This window comes from Yersinia sp. Marseille-Q3913, from assembly GCF_963892745.1.
In the GTDB taxonomy this organism is placed as follows: domain Bacteria; phylum Pseudomonadota; class Gammaproteobacteria; order Enterobacterales; family Enterobacteriaceae; genus Yersinia; species Yersinia bercovieri.
The window spans coordinates 24834-41469 of the sequence record NZ_CAWQAF010000095.1 but is presented as its reverse complement, the minus strand read 5'-3'; the positions used below and the strand labels follow the sequence as shown (position 1 = coordinate 41469).

Here is a 16636-nt window from a genome sequence, read left to right as displayed (position 1 = left end):
ACAACCAGCAAGGACAACCCGCGTGAATGCCAAATTGGCAGAATAATACGCTGGAAAGCGCCATCCACGAGCGGTTTATCACTCAGCTATTCATTACCCAAAGGGTAAAACAGGTTTAAATGTAAAATACGTTTGACTGTAAATACGTATTGAGATTTTGTGAATCGGATTAGCCGCAAAGTATTCAGGCTAGCCGGATTCAGTGCTTCAGGCGGTGGTTAACCTGCCCGCGAATCCTGAGTCGCACCCATGTGGGTGTAACATCGGGTTGATGGTGTACAAGAAAGGAAGGTTGCAAGGGGGGATTGAACGTCAAAACGACGCAGCTGTTGATGTGCAGCAACCAGTAGACAACGGATCATTAATCCAACCACCTCCACGCATGCCGCTCACAATGAACGGACAAGACTTTATTAATAGACAATTTAGGTCACAGTTTGATGACGCTGCCATTGAAGTGCCCACCTACCATTAAGCGCCCATCAATATTGAGCGCCCTCAGCGAGGGTAAAACACTAAAAATCGAGCAATGAGCTAATGTCATCTTCTGCCATCTTCATCATTGCGTATCAAATAAGCTGCGCGCGCAGTTTATACCGATAACGCAAGTAAAATGCAAAATGAAAATGACCTGTAACTGTATCAAGCGGTAAATAAACCAAGGGGCAACCGAAATAAGAAATATCTTGATGCAAAAAGCGCTGGCATTAAGGGTAAAATTTGGCCTAAAATAGACGTCTAGATGTTAATACATCCATAGTTTTAAATTGCTATAATTCCCGTTACGTTATCAACGCTAACGGTTTTTCAATTGATAGACTGCTAAAGGCTTTGCCTAAAGGGGCGTGGTTCGGAGCAAAATCGCAAAAAGTCAGCGCCAACGCGGCTTTTGCTGTTGGGCTCACACGCTATGCAGTGACATTTCACTTGTATTCAAGGTAAAGAAAATAATGGCTAAACACTTATTTACGTCGGAATCGGTCTCTGAAGGGCATCCGGACAAAATTGCTGATCAGATTTCAGACGCCGTCCTTGACGCAATTCTTGAGCAAGATCCAAAAGCACGTGTTGCCTGCGAGACCTATGTCAAAACGGGTATGGTACTGGTTGGCGGTGAAGTCACCACTAACGCATGGGTAGATATCGAAGAGATCACCCGCCGTACTGTGCGCGAAATCGGTTATGTCAATTCTGAGATGGGTTTTGACGCTAACTCTTGTGCCGTTTTAAGCGCAATCGGTAAGCAATCTCCTGATATCAATCAAGGTGTTGACCGTGCAGATCCACTGGAACAAGGCGCGGGTGACCAGGGCCTGATGTTTGGCTATGCCACTAACGAAACCAGTGTCTTGATGCCAGCCCCCATTACCTATGCTCACCGCTTAGTTGAGCGCCAGGCGGCAGCGCGTAAAAATGGCACCTTGCCATGGCTGCGCCCAGATGCAAAAAGCCAGGTGACCTTCCAGTATGACGATGGCAAAATTGTTGGTATTGATGCGGTAGTGCTGTCGACTCAGCACTCAGAAGATATCAGCCTGAAAGATTTACAAGAAGCGGTGATGGAAGAGATCATCAAGCCGGTTCTGCCAGCCGAATGGCTCACTGCAAACACCAAATATCATATCAACCCGACGGGTCGTTTTGTTATCGGTGGCCCAATGGGTGACTGTGGTTTGACCGGGCGTAAAATCATCGTCGATACCTACGGCGGCATGGCGCGTCATGGTGGCGGTGCATTCTCAGGTAAAGATCCCTCTAAAGTTGACCGCTCAGCAGCTTATGCCGCCCGCTATGTGGCGAAGAATATCGTTGCGGCGGGTCTGGCTGACCGTTGTGAAATTCAGGTCTCCTACGCCATTGGCGTGGCAGAGCCGACCTCCATCATGGTGGAAACGTTCGGCACTGGGAAAGTCTCTGAGGATCAACTGATTACTCTGGTGCGTGAGTTCTTCGAGCTGCGCCCTTATGGCCTGATCCAAATGCTGGATCTGTTACACCCAATCTATCAAGCCACCGCCGCCTATGGTCACTTTGGTCGCGAAGAGTTCCCTTGGGAAAAAACCGACAAAGCCAAAATACTGCGTGATGCTGCGGGTCTGAGATAAATTTTAACCCACCAGAATCGCACTGCAAAAACCCCGTGCTGCGGGGTTTTTTATGTATGCCGCGTTATCGCCGATAATAGCCTTCGAGCAAACTGCAGGGGAAATTAGCCCAATCTAGTGGCTTGCATCTGGTTATCTACCGTTTTATTCTTCCAACATATGAGTGCACTAAGAATCCCCATCGCGTTACAGCAAGCCGTTATGCGCTGTCTACGCGACAAATTGCAGCTGGCGAATCAGCACTTTGGCACCGCTTATCCGGAGCCAAAAATCAACTATTATCAACGTGGTACTAGCGCGGGCAGTGCCTATCTGCAAACCTTCGAAATTCGCCTAAATCCGGTATTATTGCTAGAAAATCAACAGCCATTTATTGATGAAGTGATACCCCATGAACTGGCCCATCTGCTGGTTTATCGTCAATTTGGTCGAGTGGCCCCCCATGGCAAGGAGTGGCGCTGGATGATGGAGCAAGTGCTGCAAGTCCCGGCCAGCCGTACTCACCAGTTTGAAGTGACCTCGGTGCGCAGCAAAACCTTCAATTATCAATGTAAATGTCAGCAGCACGCCTTAACCATTCGCCGCCACAATAAAGTGCGGCGCGGTGAGAGCGAATACCGCTGCCGCCAGTGTGGCGAAAAGCTACAATTTATCACGACAAATAGCTGTTAGAGTTTTACGTTACTTGTTATAAAACAGCGCGTTAACTTGCCATCCATAAATATTATCGATAACCTGCCTGCTTTTCATCACTGGGCTGTTTTGAGATATGTTACGCAACTTTCTGTTCCTGCTGGTTTTATCCTCCCCTTTGCTGCCACTGACGGTCTACAGTCAAAGCATCAATAACTTTACTCAGGCTAAAGCGGTTGCCGCGAAAATTAACCAGGATGCGCCCGGCAGTTTTTACTGTGGCTGCAAAATTGATTGGCAAGGTAAAAAAGGGATCCCTGACCTGAAGAGCTGCGGTTATCAAGCCAGAAAAAATGCCCAGCGAGCAGCGCGAATTGAGTGGGAACATGTGGTTCCGGCCTGGCAATTTGGTCATCAGCGTCAATGCTGGCAGCAAGGCGGCCGTAAAAACTGCGCTAAAGATCCGGTCTATCGCCAGATAGAGACAGATTTACATAATCTGCAACCAGCTATTGGCGAAGTGAATGGTGACCGTAATAACTTCATGTATTCCCAATGGAATGGCGGCAACGGTCAATATGGCCAGTGTGAGATGAAAGTTGATTTTAAGAGTAAGATTGCGGAGCCACCTGCTCGTGCTCGTGGGGCGATCGCGCGGACCTATTTTTATATGAGCGAGCAGTATCAACTGCGCCTCTCCAGCCAGCAAAGCAAACTGTTTGCTGTCTGGGATCGTCAATATCCGGTGACAGATTGGGAGTGCTTGCGCGACGAGCGAGTAGCGAAAGCCCAAGGGAATCATAACCCTTATGTACAACGGGCTTGCCAGCAGCGAAAGGGCTAATCTAGTATATTGGTCAATCAATCCGAATCCCGTATGCGCCTCATAAATAGGATTGCTGTATGGGCGATATTTTCGATTGGCTGATGTTTCCCTGCCTCTGGTATCCTTAGGCACTAATTTATTTCGCGTGGCTCAATCAGCCGCGCGGTATGTTTTCGTTTCAGGACTTAGGGCAACCCATGCGTATACCCCGCATTTATCATCCGCAACCCTTGCAGGCGAGCAGCGAACTGGCGTTGAGTGATGAAGCCGCCAATCACGTAGGCCGCGTGCTCCGGATGGGTGAAGGGCAAAGCCTGCAATTATTTGATGGCAGCAATCAGGTTTTCGACGCAAAAATCATCCGGGTAGATAAAAAAAATCTGGTCGTTCGCCTTGCCGAAGGGCAGTTGGAAGACCGCGAATCACCGCTGAACCTGCATCTAGGTCAGGTGATTTCCCGTGGCGAAAAAATGGAGTTTACTGTTCAGAAATCCATTGAACTGGGGGTCAATGTCATTACTCCGCTGTTTTCTGAGCGCTGCGGCGTAAAGTTGGATGGTGAGCGTCTGGCGAAAAAAATCCAGCAGTGGCAGAAAATTGCTATCGCCGCCTGCGAGCAGTGCGAGCGCAATACTATTCCTGAAATCCGTGCTGCGATGCAGTTAGCCGATTGGTGCGCAGAGCAAGATGACAGCCTGAAGCTGAATCTGCATCCCCGTGCCAGCAACAGCATTAACACCCTCCCCCCGTCGCTCAACAAAGTGCGTTTGTTGATTGGCCCGGAAGGCGGCCTCTCTGCCGATGAAATTGCCATGACCTCACGCCTTGGATTTACTGATATCCTGCTAGGGCCGCGAGTTCTGCGTACCGAAACTACTGCCCTTACCGCAATCACCGCTTTGCAGGTGCGTTTTGGCGATCTGGGATAAAATTCGTTCCCATTAGGAGAGAATAATGATCAAGCTCGGCATCGTAATGGACCCCATCACGTCCATTAACATCAAAAAAGACTCCAGCTTCGCCATGCTATTGGAAGCACAGCACCGCGGTTGGGAATTGCATTACATGGAGATGGGGGATCTCTATATGCGTGGCGGCGATGGTCGCGCCCGCACCCGTTTGCTGAGTGTGAAGCAAGATAAAGACGACTGGTTTAGTTTTGGTGCAGAGCAAGACCTGCCATTGCATGATCTTGATGTCATCCTGATGCGCAAAGACCCCCCCTTTGATACCGAATTCATCTATGCCACCTATATTCTGGAACGTGCAGAAGATAAAGGCACCTTGGTGGTGAATAAGCCGCAGAGCCTGCGCGACTGTAACGAGAAGCTGTTTACCGCCTGGTTCGCTGACTTGACGCCGGACACCCTGGTTAGCCGTAGTAAAGATCATATCCGTAAATTCCATCAGGAACATGGCGATATCATCCTGAAACCACTGGATGGCATGGGCGGCACCTCAATATTCCGCGTGAAACAAGATGATCCTAACCTGTCAGTTATCATTGAGACACTGACCGAGTTGGGTAGCCGATTCTGCATGGCGCAGAACTTCCTGCCGGCCATTAAAGAGGGCGACAAACGTGTCTTGGTGGTCGACGGCGAACCGGTGCCTTATTGCCTGGCACGAATCCCGGCGCAGGGTGAAACCCGTGGTAATCTGGCGGCAGGTGGCCGTGGCGAAGCTCGTCCACTCAGTGAGAGCGATTGGAAGATTGCCCGTGCAGTCGCCCCAGTATTGAAGCAAAAAGGCTTAATTTTTGTCGGCTTGGATATTATCGGCGATCGCCTGACTGAGATTAACGTCACCAGCCCAACCTGCATACGTGAAATTGAAGCCGCCTTCCCGGATGTTTCGATTACCGGTATGTTGATGGATGCAATTGAAGTTCGGTTGGCGAATAAATAAGCCCGATACCCTGCCCATAAACCTGGAGTCGCAGCCAACACCCCTGCGGCTTCAAGGGCGAAGGATACCCCCCAAAGCCATTGGAGTTGCAGGTAGGCGGCAAGAGAGCAAATCCCGATGAGCTTACTCAAGTAAGTGATTCGGGTGAGTGAGCACAGCCAACACCCCTGCGGCTTCAAGGACGAAGGATACCCCCTAAAGCCATTGGAGTTGCAGGTAGGCGGCAAGAGAGCGAATCCCGATGAGCTTACTCAAGTAAGTGATTCGGGTGAGTGAGCGCAGCCAACACCCCTGCGGCTTCAAGGGCGAAGGGGGTCGTGACTTTATCCTCATTTATCCGCATACTGACACCAGTTCACCCTTTAACTCAGCGAATCCTCTATATAACATAATGAATTTACAGCATCATTTTCTTATCGCTATGCCGTCACTTCTGGACCCTCAATTTATGCGCTCGGTTATCTATATCTGTGAGCATAACGAAGAGGGAGCTATGGGTTTGGTGATTAATCGGCCGATGGAGCAGTTCACGGTAGAAACTGTGCTGAAAAAACTGAAAATCAGCCCTTCACCGCGCGACCCCTCCATACGCCTGGATAAACCGGTATTAGCTGGCGGGCCGCTGGCAGAAGATCGTGGATTTATCTTGCATTCGCCACGAGAAGGTTTCGGCTCCAGCATCCCAATTTCACCCGATACCATGATAACCACCTCTAAAGATGTGTTGGAGACCTTTGGCACACCAGAGCAGCCTAAAAATCTACTGGTGGCACTCGGTTATGCGGGCTGGCAGCAGGGGCAACTAGAGCAGGAGTTGCTGGATAACGCGTGGCTGACTATTGAGGCGGATACCGACATCCTATTCAACACCCCGATTGCTGAGCGCTGGCAAGCGGCAGCCAACAAGTTGGGTATCAATATTTTTAATATTGCACCGCAAGCAGGACATGCTTAATGGCTAATCGCACTATTGTCGCCTTTGATTTTGGCACCAAAAGTATCGGCGTAGCTATTGGTCAGGAAGTCACTGGTACCGCCAGAGCACTGACCTCATTTAAAGCTCAGGACGGCACACCGGACTGGCAAAAGGTCGAAAAGCTGCTGAAAGAGTGGCAACCTGATTTAGTGGTGGTCGGGTTACCGCTAAATATGGATGGCACCGAGCAACCACTGACCGCCCGTGCACGTCGGTTCGCCAACCGCCTGCATGGCCGCTTTGGTGTACAGATAGCCTTACAGGATGAACGCCTCAGCACCGTCGAGGCTCGCGCCAATTTGTTTGACAGTGGCGGCTACCGCGCACTGGACAAAGGCAGTGTCGACGCCGCTTCTGCGGTCATTATTCTGGAAAGTTGGTTTGATGAACAGGCTGGCTAAATAAGCTATTTTTTATTTGCCAGAGGCTGTTCTCCACCGAGTGTTCCCATGTTCTGATTGGGTGATCCACGCATATCATGGCACCTGCGCCCACGGAATTGTATACTCTCTTTATGCCAATCAGCGGCTCAAAATATTGCACACCCCACGCGGGTGTTTTTTACATTTATTGAGGTTTTCTCATGACAAAAGTAACTGTTGCTGCGACTCAAATGGCCTGTTCTTGGGACCTGCCTAAGAACATTGAAAATGCCGAGAAACTGGTACGTCAGGCGCACGCCAAGGGCGCGCAGATAATTCTGATTCAGGAGCTGTTTGCCGCGCCTTATTTCTGCATTGATCAAAGCCCGGAACACTATGCACTGGCCCAAGAGCTGGATAATAGTCCATTGATCAAACACTTTTCTAAGCTGGCAGCCGAACTGCAAGTGGTATTGCCACTGAGTTTCTTTGAGAAAGCCAATAATGCCTATTACAACTCGCTGGTCATGATTGATGCTGATGGCGCTGTTCTGGATGTGTACCGTAAAACTCACATTCCAAATGGCCCGGCCTATCAAGAAAAACAGTTCTTTATCCCAGGTGACACCGGTTTTAAAGTCTGGCAAACCCGCTATGCCAAAGTCGGTGTGGGTATCTGCTGGGATCAGTGGTTCCCAGAAACCGCCCGCAGTCTGGCACTGCTCGGCGCAGAAATTATCTTCTACCCAACAGCTATCGGTTCTGAACCGGCTTACCCTGAAATCGACAGTCAGCCACACTGGACCCGTGTCCAGCAAGGCCATGCTGCCGCGAACCTGGTGCCAGTGATTGCTTCTAACCGCATCGGCACTGAGAAGAGCAAGTTTATTGATGGCCTGGAAATGACCTTCTACGGCTCTTCCTTTATCGCAGACCAAACCGGTGCCCTGCTGGCTCAGGCGAACAAAACTGATGAGACCATTTTGGTGCATGAGTTTGATTTGCAGGAGATCGCTGCACAGCGCGCCTCATGGGGCTTGTTCCGCGATCGCCGCCCGGAAATGTATCAGGCATTAGCCACTTCTGACGGCAAGACCCGGAGATAATTTATGTCTGCACAAGACACGATTTTACAAAGCTCGGTTTTACAAAGCTCAGTTTTACAAAGCCCTGCCTCTCAAGCACTATCCGGTACGCCACAACAGGACGGCTTCTTTATGCCTGCCGAATGGGCGAAGCAAGATGCTGTCTGGATGCTGTGGCCCTATCGTCAGGATAACTGGCGCGGTAAAGGTATCCCCGCTCAGCAGACATTTGCCAAAGTGGCCGAAGCCATCAGCCGCACTACATCGGTGTTTATGGGCGTACCTGCTGAGTTTATGCCGCAGGCTAAAGCCACCATGCCGGCCAGTGTCACCTTGGTAGAAATAGCCAGCGATGACGCCTGGATGCGTGATACCGGCCCGACCATGGTCATCAACGGTGCTGGTGAGCGCCGCGCTGTTGACTGGCAGTTCAACGCTTGGGGTGGCCTTAACGGCGGCTTGTATAGCGACTGGCAGCAAGATGAAAAAGTTGCCGTTCAGGTGAGTGACTTCCTGAATAATGCTCATTACAGTGCTCCGTTGGTGCTAGAAGGTGGCTCCATTCATACCGATGGCGAAGGCACTTTACTGACCACCGCTGAATGCTTGCTAAACCCAAACCGCAATCCACATCTGAATCAGGCGCAGATTGAGCAGTTGTTGCGTGAATATCTTGGCGTCACACATTTCATCTGGTTACAGAACGGCGTTTATAACGATGAGACTGATGGTCACATCGACAATATGTGCTGCTTTGTCCGCCCCGGGGAAGTCGCCCTACATTGGATTGACGATCAGCAGGATCCGCAGTACGCTCGTTCAGTTGCTGCTTTTGATGTGCTATCTAATTCCGTCGATGCCAAAGGCCGTAAGCTAAAAATCTGGAAGCTACCCGCTCCTGGCCCGCTGTATAACACCGAAGAAGAGACTTGCGATGTGCTGTCCAGCGATGCCGTGCCACGCGCCGCTGGCGAGCGGCTTGCTGGCTCTTACGTCAACTTCCTGATCAGTAACCAGCAGATTATTTATCCTCTGCTGGATAACCGCACTGACGGGTTGGCACAGGATCTATTGCAGCAAATGTTCCCTGACTACGCGATTGTCGGTGTTCCTGCCCGCGAGATCCTGCTAGGGGGTGGCAATATTCACTGCATTACCCAGCAGATCCCCGCAGCCTAGATTCCCCTTCGTACCCGGAGCCGCTACTGTGTTAGCGGCTCTCTTTACTCACCCATCAGTGACCTGACATTCAGCTCTCAATCGCCAAAGTTCCCTCTTGTTGTCGCTGCGCGATACTCTGCTCAAAGGTCTGCATTCCCCATTGTCCACCGGACTGTATCACTGTCGGTAGCTGATAGGTTTTACCTTCGCGTATCAAATGGCTGCCAGCAGTGGTCTGCGTCAGTATTTCAAACACTGCAATACGCCCACCCCCACTCTTTTGACACAGCTTTTGCGCGATAACAGCCCGCAAGCTAGCCGCTAGCTGCGCCTGGATAACGGTTTTCTCTGCCGCCGGGAAAACATCCACCAGCCGATCTATTGCCTGAGTTGCTGTGCGGGTATGCAGTGTCGCCAATACCAAATGCCCGGTCTCAGCGGCCGTCAGCGCTAACCTGATCGTCTCCTGATCCCGTAACTCCCCCAGCAGGATGATATCGGGATCTTGTCGTAGGGCTGCGCTCAAGGCACCACTAAAAGAGTGGGTATGGCTGCCCAGTTCTCGTTGCTGGATCAAACATGATTGACTGGTATGAATAAACTCGATCGGATCTTCGAGCGTGATGATATGACGAGCCTGCTGCTGATTAATGGCACTCATCATCGCACTCAATGTAGTGGATTTGCCGCTACCTGTGGCACCAGTCACCAGAATCAATCCATTCTCTTGCTCAATAAGTTGGCTAATGATGTCTGGGGCGTCTAATTCAGTCAGTGACGGACAAACCGCAGAGATAATACGAAAAGCAATTGATTGCCCCTGCCGTTGCTGGAAAATATTAGCGCGTAACCTTTGCCCCGCCACTGTGGTGTAGGCGCAATCCACCTGCCCTGAATGTTGTAATCGCCTTTGCTGCGCCTCACTCAATAAGTGCTGACTTAACCCATTGAGCCAGCCAGCATTAACTCGTGGCCAGTGAGTAAAGGTTTTCAATTCACCATCAATGCGTAATACCGGGTGATAACCAGTACAAAGGTGCAGATCTGACGCATTATGATTTACACTAGCCACCACCTTATTTGCGAAATCCTGTTCGTCGAAACCATCATTGGTAGGTTCGGGATTTTCTAAATCAATGCATCTGGCGGCTATACCGTTAGATGCCGGGTTATCCGGCTCTGAGTTTTTATCATCCAGACTGGTGAAATCCATATCAAACTCCTGGGTCCATATGAGCACAATTGAGCAGAATCTACAGGATGTCAGAGTGCGGATCGCAACAGTTTCCCGTAGTTGCGCACGCTCTCCAGAAGAAGTTACCTTGCTTGCAGTGAGTAAAACCAAACCTGTGACCGCTATCGAAGAAGCTATCGCCGCCGGGCAATATGCCTTTGGTGAAAACTATGTGCAGGAAGGGGTGGATAAAATCCACTATTTCGCGAATAAGCCCTATAACCGTCTTCTTGAATGGCACTTTATTGGCCCGCTGCAATCCAATAAAAGCCGCTTAGTGGCAGAAAATTTCGCCTGGTGTCATACCGTTGATCGGCTAAAAATAGCACAGCGTTTGAGTGCCCAGCGCCCGGCAGAGATGCCCGTGCTGAACGTCCTGATTCAGGTCAATATCAGTGATGAGCGGAGTAAATCAGGAATTACTTTAGCGGAATTACCGGCATTGGCAGCCAATATCAGCGAACTGCCTAATTTACATTTACGTGGGCTGATGGCCATTCCAGCCCCCGAAACGGATTATCAGCGGCAACTGGCAGTATTTGAGCAAATGAATCAGGCTTTCTTGACTTTAAAAGCCCAGTATCCTCAGATGGATACGCTTTCTATGGGTATGACAGATGATATGCCCGCAGCTATTGCTGCCGGCAGTACATTAGTACGTATTGGCACCGCCATTTTTGGTGCCCGTTCGTAAACACCCAGAGTACAAGTGAGCGCAGCTACCGCTGCGGCGCCAAGTCCGAAACAGGTTACCCGAAGTTATTGGAGTTGCAGCAAGGCAGCAAACGAATGAGTCCCGATGAGCTTACATCAGTAAGTGATTCGGGTGAGTGAGCGCAGTTAACACCGCTGCGGCTCCAAGTACGAAGGGTATAGGAGAATTCAATGCAACATCGCCACATTACATTCATCGGCGCGGGCAATATGGCTCGCGCGATTATCGCAGGTTTGGTTGCCGGTGGTTATCCCACAAAAAAAATCAGCGTTTGTGCGCCTTCAGGTAAGAATCGTGACGCTCTGGCCGCTGAGTTTGGTGTTATCAGTAGCGATGATAATATCGGCGAGGCACAAAAGGCCGACGTGGTTATCTTGGCGGTTAAGCCCCAATTAATGGCCGATGTATGCCAGCCGTTGCAGGAAAATGTCGACTTCACCGATAAACTGGTACTTTCCATTGCTGCTGGTGTTCTGGTTTCGCGCTTTTATGCATTATTGGGCGATAAACTCAATCTGGTGCGTATTATGCCCAATACCCCATCACTGATTGGGAAAGGGATGAGCGGCTTATATGCTCCAGAACAGGTTTCGCAGGATGATCGCGATTTCACTACCGCACTGATGAGTTCAGTGGGTAAAGTTTGTTGGGTGAATAACGAGAATGGCATCAATAGTGTGATTGCCGCTGCGGGTAGTGCACCCGCCTATATCTTCCTATTTATGGAAGCGATGCAGCAAGAAGCTGAGCGGTTAGGTTTTGACAGTGAAACCGCCCGTCTGCTGGTACAACAAGCCGCTTCTGGCGCCACTGCGCTGGTGGAAGCCAACCCGCAACTACCTATCTCAACACTGCGTCAGCAAGTGACGTCTAAAGGTGGGACCACGGCTGAAGCCATTCGGGTATTTAGTGAGCAACACTTGGCTGAAACCGTCGCCGCTGCTATGCAAGCGGCTATTTCGCGAGCGAAAGAGATGGAAAAGCTGTTCTAACGACGACAATATTTACAAAAACCGACACTGGCTCTGACACTTTCTCGTTAAGATAGGGGCCGGTAATGTACGCGAATATCTAATATTAAGGACGAAAGCAACTCATGCTAACGCTGACTTTTCTGGCCAAAACGGTCATTGACCTGTATGTGATGGTACTGCTGTTGCGCATCTGGATGCAGTGGGTTCACAGCGATTTCTACAATCCGTTTTCGCAATTTGTGGTGAAAATAACACAACCAATAGTGGGGCCGCTGCGCCGGATTATCCCGTCGCTAGGGCCAATCGACAGTGCATCATTGCTATTAGCGTACTTGTTGATGACCATTAAATTCCCACTGCTATTGCTGATTGGTAGCGGCTCGATATCCCTCAGCCCTTATAATTTACTGTTTGGGGTTATTGCCCTGTTTAAAGCCGCTGGTTATCTGATTTTCTGGATCATGATTATTCGCGCACTAATGAGCTGGGTCAGTCAGGGCCGCAGCCCGATGGACTACCTGCTTTATCAGCTAACCGAGCCTTTAATGGCCCCGATTCGTCGCATCTTACCGGCCATGGGCGGTATCGATTTCTCAGCCATGGTGGTTATTCTTATTTTGTATCTGATCAATTTCTTAGGCATGGATATGTTGGGTGAGCTTTGGGTTATGCTGTGAGTGCAGCAACATCCTTGCTGGACGGAGTGGTGCTCAGGCTATATATTCAGCCGAAAGCCAGCCGTGATCAGATAGTCGGTTTACATGGCGATGAATTGAAAGTCGCCATTACTGCCCCTCCCGTTGATGGGCAAGCCAATGCTCACTTAATCAAATTTATCGCTAAACAGTTCCGGGTAGCGAAAAGCCAGGTGATTATCGAAAAGGGCGAGTTGGGGCGGCACAAACAGATTAAAATCGTCAATCCGCAACAGATACCGCCGGAAGTTGCGGCACTGCTTGAGTGATATCTCCCCGTCAGGCCATTAAGTCTCAGCAAGAAGTATCAGCTAAAAATTCAGGATTCATTCATGCAAAAAATAGTATTAGCTACCGGCAACCCCGGAAAAGTGCGTGAGCTGGCAAGTTTGCTTGCTGATTTCGGCTTAGATGTCGTCGCGCAAACCGATCTGGGCGTTGAGTCTGTCGAAGAAACTGGCTTAACTTTTATCGAAAACGCCATATTAAAAGCGCGCCATGCCGCACAGACAACCGGTTTGCCAGCCATCGCCGATGACTCAGGTTTAGCTGTTGATGCTTTGGGTGGTGCGCCGGGAATTTACTCCGCACGTTTTGCCGGTGCTGATGCCAGTGATCAACAGAACCTCGATAAGCTGCTGGTAACACTGAAAGATATTCCCGACGAACAGCGCAGCGCTCAATTTCATTGCGTATTGGTTTATATGCGCCATGGTGATGATCCAACGCCGCTGGTGTTTCACGGCCAATGGCCTGGCGTGATCGCCCGTCAGCCTGCGGGTACTGCCGGATTTGGCTATGACCCTATTTTCTATGTACCAGAGCTGGGCAAAACCGCAGCAGAATTGACCCGCGAAGAGAAGCATGCGGTATCTCATCGTGGTCAAGCCCTGAAAATGATGTTGGATGCGCTGCGCAATGCTTAAATTACCTCCGCTCAGCCTCTACATTCATATTCCCTGGTGTGTGCAGAAGTGCCCTTACTGCGACTTTAACTCCCATGCGCTGAAAGGCGATGTACCCCATCAGGAGTATGTAGAGCACTTATTGGCGGACCTTGATGTAGACGCGCAGCTGGTCAGTGGCCGTGAAATCAGCACCATATTTATTGGCGGTGGCACCCCAAGCTTGCTCAGTGCCGAGGCAATGCAACAGTTACTCGATGGTGTTCGCGCCAGATTGCCCGTAGCATTTGATGCTGAAATTACCATGGAAGCTAACCCCGGCGCAGTCGAAGCTGATCGTTTCAGCGGCTATCAACGCGCCGGTATCAATCGCATCTCTATTGGTGTGCAAAGTTTTAGCGCTGAGAAGTTGACGCGCCTTGGGCGGATCCATGGGCCAGATGAGGCTAAACGTGCCGCAGAGCTGGCAACCTCGTTGGAGTTGCGCAGTTTTAATCTGGATTTGATGCATGGCTTACCCGATCAGACGTTAGAGGAAGCGCTGGACGACTTGCGTCAGGCGATTGCGCTGGAACCACCCCATCTCTCTTGGTATCAGCTGACTATCGAGCCGAATACCGGTTTCAGTTCACGCCCGCCAATTCTGCCAGATGATGATGCACTGTGGGATATTTTCCAACAAGGCCATCAGCTGCTCAGTGCTGCTGGGTATCAGCAATACGAAACCTCGGCCTATGCCAAGCCGGGTTATCAATGCCAACATAACCTTAACTACTGGCGTTTTGGCGATTATTTGGGCATTGGTTGTGGCGCGCACGGTAAAATAACTTTCAGCGATGGGCGAATTTTACGCACGATAAAGACCAAGCATCCCCGTGGTTTTATGCAGGGTAAATACCTGGATAAGAGATATGAAGTGGAAGCCGCCGATCGACCTTTTGAGTTCTTTATGAACCGTTTCCGCCTGCTAGAAGCTGCGCCACGCGCGGATTTCTACCACTTTACCGGTTTGGCTGAAAGTACGATCCGCCCGCAATTGGATGAGGCACTAGCAAAAGAGTATTTAATTGAAACAGAGGAGTACTGGCAAATTACCGAAAAAGGAAAACTATTCCTTAACTCACTGTTAGAGCTATTTTTATAAGTCTGATTATCGCTAATGGGCTAATGGGCTAATGGATAGAAAACAGGTTCAGACGACATCCTCAGTCTGAACCTGCTAAATCTGAAGCAAGGTATTAATTTAATGCTTTGAGTAGATCTTTACGCTGCTGCTCCAGCGCAGTCACTCGCCCACAGACTTCATGACCAAATTGCTGGAAATCCTGCTCCTGACTGTTCCACTCATTCTGAATGGCCTGCTGTAACCCACCCAAATTGCCCATAATGGCCTGCAATGGATTATTACCCGCACCGCTGGTCGCTTGCTTGACCCCCATCTCATTCAGGCTGTCTTGCAACACACCGCCCATACTTTGTTGCACCAATTGCCGGCCATCTTTCTCAACTTGATCAATAGCCTGATGATGGAAGGTTAAACCATCACTGCGCTTTTCAATAATACGACTCATCTGCTGCTTTAGTTGATCATTAAGCGTGGTCAGGCGGTTACGCACATTGCTGTTGCTGCCCAGCTCTTTAACAATCACTTTATCTAACGAGACTCGTGCTTTCTCTAAACGTTGTTGCGCACCTTGATCTATCCAAGGCAAATCTTTACGCAATGCAGTCTGATAGCGAAATGCCTGTTGGCGCTGTGCATCTGTCAGCGTCAATGTTTTGCCATTACGAATAACATCACCGTCGGGTGAAATCTGCAAATTGCCGCTAGCTCCCACTACCTGTACAGATTGCGGGCTGATAATCACATCATCCTGTGGTTTTACGCTGCACTGGTATTCAGCCTGCGCCTGCCAGGTGGTCAGCATTAATATTGCCAAACCTGCGGTTCGTAATGCTTTCATTTTATGTAACATAAGACTCCTGAAAAACGGTTTAAAAAATGGAGCGACCAATCCGCTGTGCCAGTAGCTCTAAGGCAGCGGTTCCGGCGAGAGAGTTCCCTGCGCTATCTAATTCAGGTGACCAAACAGCAATACAGAGTTCATCTGGCACAATGGCGATGATGCCACCACCCACCCCTGATTTTCCTGGCATACCCACGCGAAAGGCAAATTCACCAGCTCCATCATACATACCACTGGTAATCATCAGGGCGTTGATTTGCCGCGCCTGCATCGGCGTAATCAATGGATCATGTCCACCGATGCTGCGCCCCTGATTCGCCAGATAGACAAAGCAGCGGGCCAGCTCGGTACAACTTAAGCGCATGGCGCAGTAGTGAAAATAGGTCTGAAGTACCGTCAGCACATCGTTTTCGAAATTTCCAAAAGATTTCATCAAATAGGCGATGGCTGCGTTACGATCTGAGTGCTCAAACTCCGAGCGAGCGACTCGAGGATCATAGCTGATGCTATCGTCACTCACCAGTTGACGTACCACTTCCAACATCCGCTGTTTCGGTGCACTCAGGCGGCTTTGCAGCATATCGCACACCACCAGCGCCCCCGGATTAATAAAAGGATTGCGCGGTTTACCCTTTTCTAATTCTAGCTGAACCAGTGAGTTGAATGGCTGACCGGATGGCTCTTTGCCAACTCGCTGCCATACCTCCTGTTCACCGTAACGCGATAATGCCAATGTTAGGCTTAATACTTTCGAAATCGATTGAATTGAGAATCGCTCATTGGCATCCCCAGCCTGAAATATCTTGCCATCAAGTGTACAGACAGCAATACCGAGTTTATCAGCTGAGACTTCAGCCAACGCGGGAATATAGTCAGCAACTTTTCCCTGACCAATCAGCGGGTGAACTTGCTGCAATATATCTGCTAGCAGAGCATTATCTAAAACTGTCGCCTTCTCAAAAACCTTTGCCAACACGATGCTCCCAATAAAACCCCGATAACAACTTCTGCTAGTCACAACTGATAAAAACAAAGGCGCCTGCTTAGGCGCATTACAACCCCTAAAGAAACAGGGGTTGTAGCTATAAAA

The 16636-nt window shown here is 49.9% G+C and carries 19 protein-coding genes; 15 read left to right on the top strand and 4 right to left on the bottom strand.

What is annotated here, in order from left to right:
* Nucleotides 1-218: 218 nt before the first annotated feature.
* Nucleotides 219-362: a hypothetical protein gene (locus AACW11_RS20890; protein WP_445285835.1), complete on the bottom strand. Its 144-nt coding sequence runs from the start codon at nt 360-362 to the stop codon at nt 219-221.
* 588 nt (nt 363-950) lie between these two features.
* On the opposite strand from AACW11_RS20890, the gene metK reads away from it, so the two are divergent.
* The 9 genes from metK (at nt 951) to aguA (ending at nt 9074) form a co-directional block, all read left to right on the top strand.
* Nucleotides 951-2105 (top strand): methionine adenosyltransferase, encoded by a 1155-nt coding sequence (metK, locus tag AACW11_RS20230; protein ID WP_212585326.1) that lies wholly within the window; start codon nt 951-953, stop codon nt 2103-2105.
* A gap of 159 nt (nt 2106-2264) precedes the next feature.
* Nucleotides 2265-2777: a SprT family zinc-dependent metalloprotease gene (locus AACW11_RS20225; protein WP_212585325.1), complete on the top strand. Its 513-nt coding sequence runs from the start codon at nt 2265-2267 to the stop codon at nt 2775-2777.
* A gap of 97 nt (nt 2778-2874) precedes the next feature.
* Nucleotides 2875-3582, top strand: coding sequence for a deoxyribonuclease I (gene endA / locus AACW11_RS20220; RefSeq protein WP_212585324.1), 708 nt, complete (start codon nt 2875-2877; stop codon nt 3580-3582).
* A gap of 179 nt (nt 3583-3761) precedes the next feature.
* Nucleotides 3762-4493 carry a 16S rRNA (uracil(1498)-N(3))-methyltransferase gene (gene rsmE / locus AACW11_RS20215; RefSeq protein ID WP_212585323.1) on the top strand — a complete coding sequence of 244 codons (732 nt, stop codon included), beginning with the start codon at nt 3762-3764 and terminating at the stop codon, nt 4491-4493.
* Between the two features lie 25 nt (nt 4494-4518).
* Entirely contained in the window at nt 4519-5472 is a 954-nt protein-coding gene (gene gshB, locus AACW11_RS20210; RefSeq protein WP_212585322.1) for a glutathione synthase, read from the top strand.
* A gap of 391 nt (nt 5473-5863) precedes the next feature.
* A complete protein-coding gene (locus AACW11_RS20205) occupies nt 5864-6427 on the top strand; it encodes a YqgE/AlgH family protein (protein ID WP_212585321.1) in 564 nt (187 codons plus the stop codon).
* Nucleotides 6427-6849, top strand: a complete 423-nt coding sequence (gene ruvX, locus AACW11_RS20200; protein ID WP_005157116.1) for a Holliday junction resolvase RuvX — start codon at nt 6427-6429, stop codon at nt 6847-6849. The genes AACW11_RS20205 and ruvX overlap by 1 nt, the downstream gene beginning before the upstream one ends.
* A 182-nt stretch (nt 6850-7031) precedes the next feature.
* Nucleotides 7032-7916 (top strand): N-carbamoylputrescine amidase, encoded by an 885-nt coding sequence (gene aguB / locus AACW11_RS20195; RefSeq protein ID WP_212585320.1) that lies wholly within the window; start codon nt 7032-7034, stop codon nt 7914-7916.
* Nucleotides 7917-7919: 3 nt separating this feature from the next.
* Nucleotides 7920-9074 carry an agmatine deiminase gene (aguA, locus tag AACW11_RS20190; RefSeq protein WP_283049523.1) on the top strand — a complete coding sequence of 385 codons (1155 nt, stop codon included), beginning with the start codon at nt 7920-7922 and terminating at the stop codon, nt 9072-9074.
* A gap of 70 nt (nt 9075-9144) precedes the next feature.
* Here the strand turns inward: aguA and AACW11_RS20185 are convergent, their stop codons facing one another.
* Nucleotides 9145-10269: a type IV pilus twitching motility protein PilT gene (locus tag AACW11_RS20185; RefSeq protein WP_212585319.1), complete on the bottom strand. Its 1125-nt coding sequence runs from the start codon at nt 10267-10269 to the stop codon at nt 9145-9147.
* Between the two features lie 19 nt (nt 10270-10288).
* On the opposite strand from AACW11_RS20185, the gene AACW11_RS20180 reads away from it, so the two are divergent.
* From AACW11_RS20180 to hemW, 6 genes are all read left to right on the top strand, one after another.
* Nucleotides 10289-10984: a YggS family pyridoxal phosphate-dependent enzyme gene (locus AACW11_RS20180; RefSeq protein ID WP_212585318.1), complete on the top strand. Its 696-nt coding sequence runs from the start codon at nt 10289-10291 to the stop codon at nt 10982-10984.
* A 191-nt stretch (nt 10985-11175) separates the two neighbouring features.
* On the top strand, nt 11176-11997 hold the full coding sequence (gene proC, locus AACW11_RS20175) for a pyrroline-5-carboxylate reductase (RefSeq protein WP_212585317.1): 822 nt from the start codon (nt 11176-11178) through the stop codon (nt 11995-11997).
* A 104-nt stretch (nt 11998-12101) separates the two neighbouring features.
* The gene (locus tag AACW11_RS20170) at nt 12102-12656 is read left to right on the top strand and encodes a YggT family protein (RefSeq protein WP_005279463.1); all 555 of its coding nucleotides are present in this window, start codon (nt 12102-12104) and stop codon (nt 12654-12656) included.
* Nucleotides 12653-12943 (top strand): DUF167 family protein YggU, encoded by a 291-nt coding sequence (gene yggU / locus AACW11_RS20165; RefSeq protein ID WP_212585316.1) that lies wholly within the window; start codon nt 12653-12655, stop codon nt 12941-12943. The genes AACW11_RS20170 and yggU overlap by 4 nt, the downstream gene beginning before the upstream one ends.
* A 63-nt stretch (nt 12944-13006) precedes the next feature.
* The gene (locus AACW11_RS20160; RefSeq protein ID WP_212585315.1) at nt 13007-13600 is read left to right on the top strand and encodes an XTP/dITP diphosphatase; all 594 of its coding nucleotides are present in this window, start codon (nt 13007-13009) and stop codon (nt 13598-13600) included.
* Entirely contained in the window at nt 13593-14723 is a 1131-nt protein-coding gene (gene hemW, locus AACW11_RS20155; protein WP_212585314.1) for a radical SAM family heme chaperone HemW, read from the top strand. The genes AACW11_RS20160 and hemW overlap by 8 nt, the downstream gene beginning before the upstream one ends.
* Before the next feature lie 94 nt (nt 14724-14817).
* Here hemW and AACW11_RS20150 read toward each other — a convergent pair whose 3' ends face one another.
* On the bottom strand, nt 14818-15555 hold the full coding sequence (locus AACW11_RS20150; protein ID WP_212585313.1) for a YggN family protein: 738 nt from the start codon (nt 15553-15555) through the stop codon (nt 14818-14820).
* A 19-nt stretch (nt 15556-15574) separates the two neighbouring features.
* A complete protein-coding gene (gene glsB / locus AACW11_RS20145; RefSeq protein WP_212585409.1) occupies nt 15575-16534 on the bottom strand; it encodes a glutaminase B in 960 nt (319 codons plus the stop codon).
* Between the last annotated feature and the right edge of the window lie 102 nt (nt 16535-16636).

Excerpts from the sequence above, each read along its gene's own strand:
- AACW11_RS20890 (WP_445285835.1), bottom strand. The coding sequence starts at position 362 with ATGATCCGTTGTCTACTGGTTGCTGCACATCAACAGCTGCGTCGTTTT.
- metK (WP_212585326.1), top strand. The coding sequence starts at position 951 with ATGGCTAAACACTTATTTACGTCGGAATCGGTCTCTGAAGGGCATCCG.
- AACW11_RS20225 (WP_212585325.1), top strand. The coding sequence starts at position 2,265 with ATGAGTGCACTAAGAATCCCCATCGCGTTACAGCAAGCCGTTATGCGC.
- endA (WP_212585324.1), top strand. The coding sequence starts at position 2,875 with ATGTTACGCAACTTTCTGTTCCTGCTGGTTTTATCCTCCCCTTTGCTG.
- rsmE (WP_212585323.1), top strand. The coding sequence starts at position 3,762 with ATGCGTATACCCCGCATTTATCATCCGCAACCCTTGCAGGCGAGCAGC.
- gshB (WP_212585322.1), top strand. The coding sequence starts at position 4,519 with ATGATCAAGCTCGGCATCGTAATGGACCCCATCACGTCCATTAACATC.
- AACW11_RS20205 (WP_212585321.1), top strand. The coding sequence starts at position 5,864 with ATGAATTTACAGCATCATTTTCTTATCGCTATGCCGTCACTTCTGGAC.
- ruvX (WP_005157116.1), top strand. The coding sequence starts at position 6,427 with ATGGCTAATCGCACTATTGTCGCCTTTGATTTTGGCACCAAAAGTATC.
- aguB (WP_212585320.1), top strand. The coding sequence starts at position 7,032 with ATGACAAAAGTAACTGTTGCTGCGACTCAAATGGCCTGTTCTTGGGAC.
- aguA (WP_283049523.1), top strand. The coding sequence starts at position 7,920 with ATGTCTGCACAAGACACGATTTTACAAAGCTCGGTTTTACAAAGCTCA.
- AACW11_RS20185 (WP_212585319.1), bottom strand. The coding sequence starts at position 10,269 with ATGGATTTCACCAGTCTGGATGATAAAAACTCAGAGCCGGATAACCCG.
- AACW11_RS20180 (WP_212585318.1), top strand. The coding sequence starts at position 10,289 with ATGAGCACAATTGAGCAGAATCTACAGGATGTCAGAGTGCGGATCGCA.
- proC (WP_212585317.1), top strand. The coding sequence starts at position 11,176 with ATGCAACATCGCCACATTACATTCATCGGCGCGGGCAATATGGCTCGC.
- AACW11_RS20170 (WP_005279463.1), top strand. The coding sequence starts at position 12,102 with ATGCTAACGCTGACTTTTCTGGCCAAAACGGTCATTGACCTGTATGTG.
- AACW11_RS20160 (WP_212585315.1), top strand. The coding sequence starts at position 13,007 with ATGCAAAAAATAGTATTAGCTACCGGCAACCCCGGAAAAGTGCGTGAG.
- hemW (WP_212585314.1), top strand. The coding sequence starts at position 13,593 with ATGCTTAAATTACCTCCGCTCAGCCTCTACATTCATATTCCCTGGTGT.
- AACW11_RS20150 (WP_212585313.1), bottom strand. The coding sequence starts at position 15,555 with ATGTTACATAAAATGAAAGCATTACGAACCGCAGGTTTGGCAATATTA.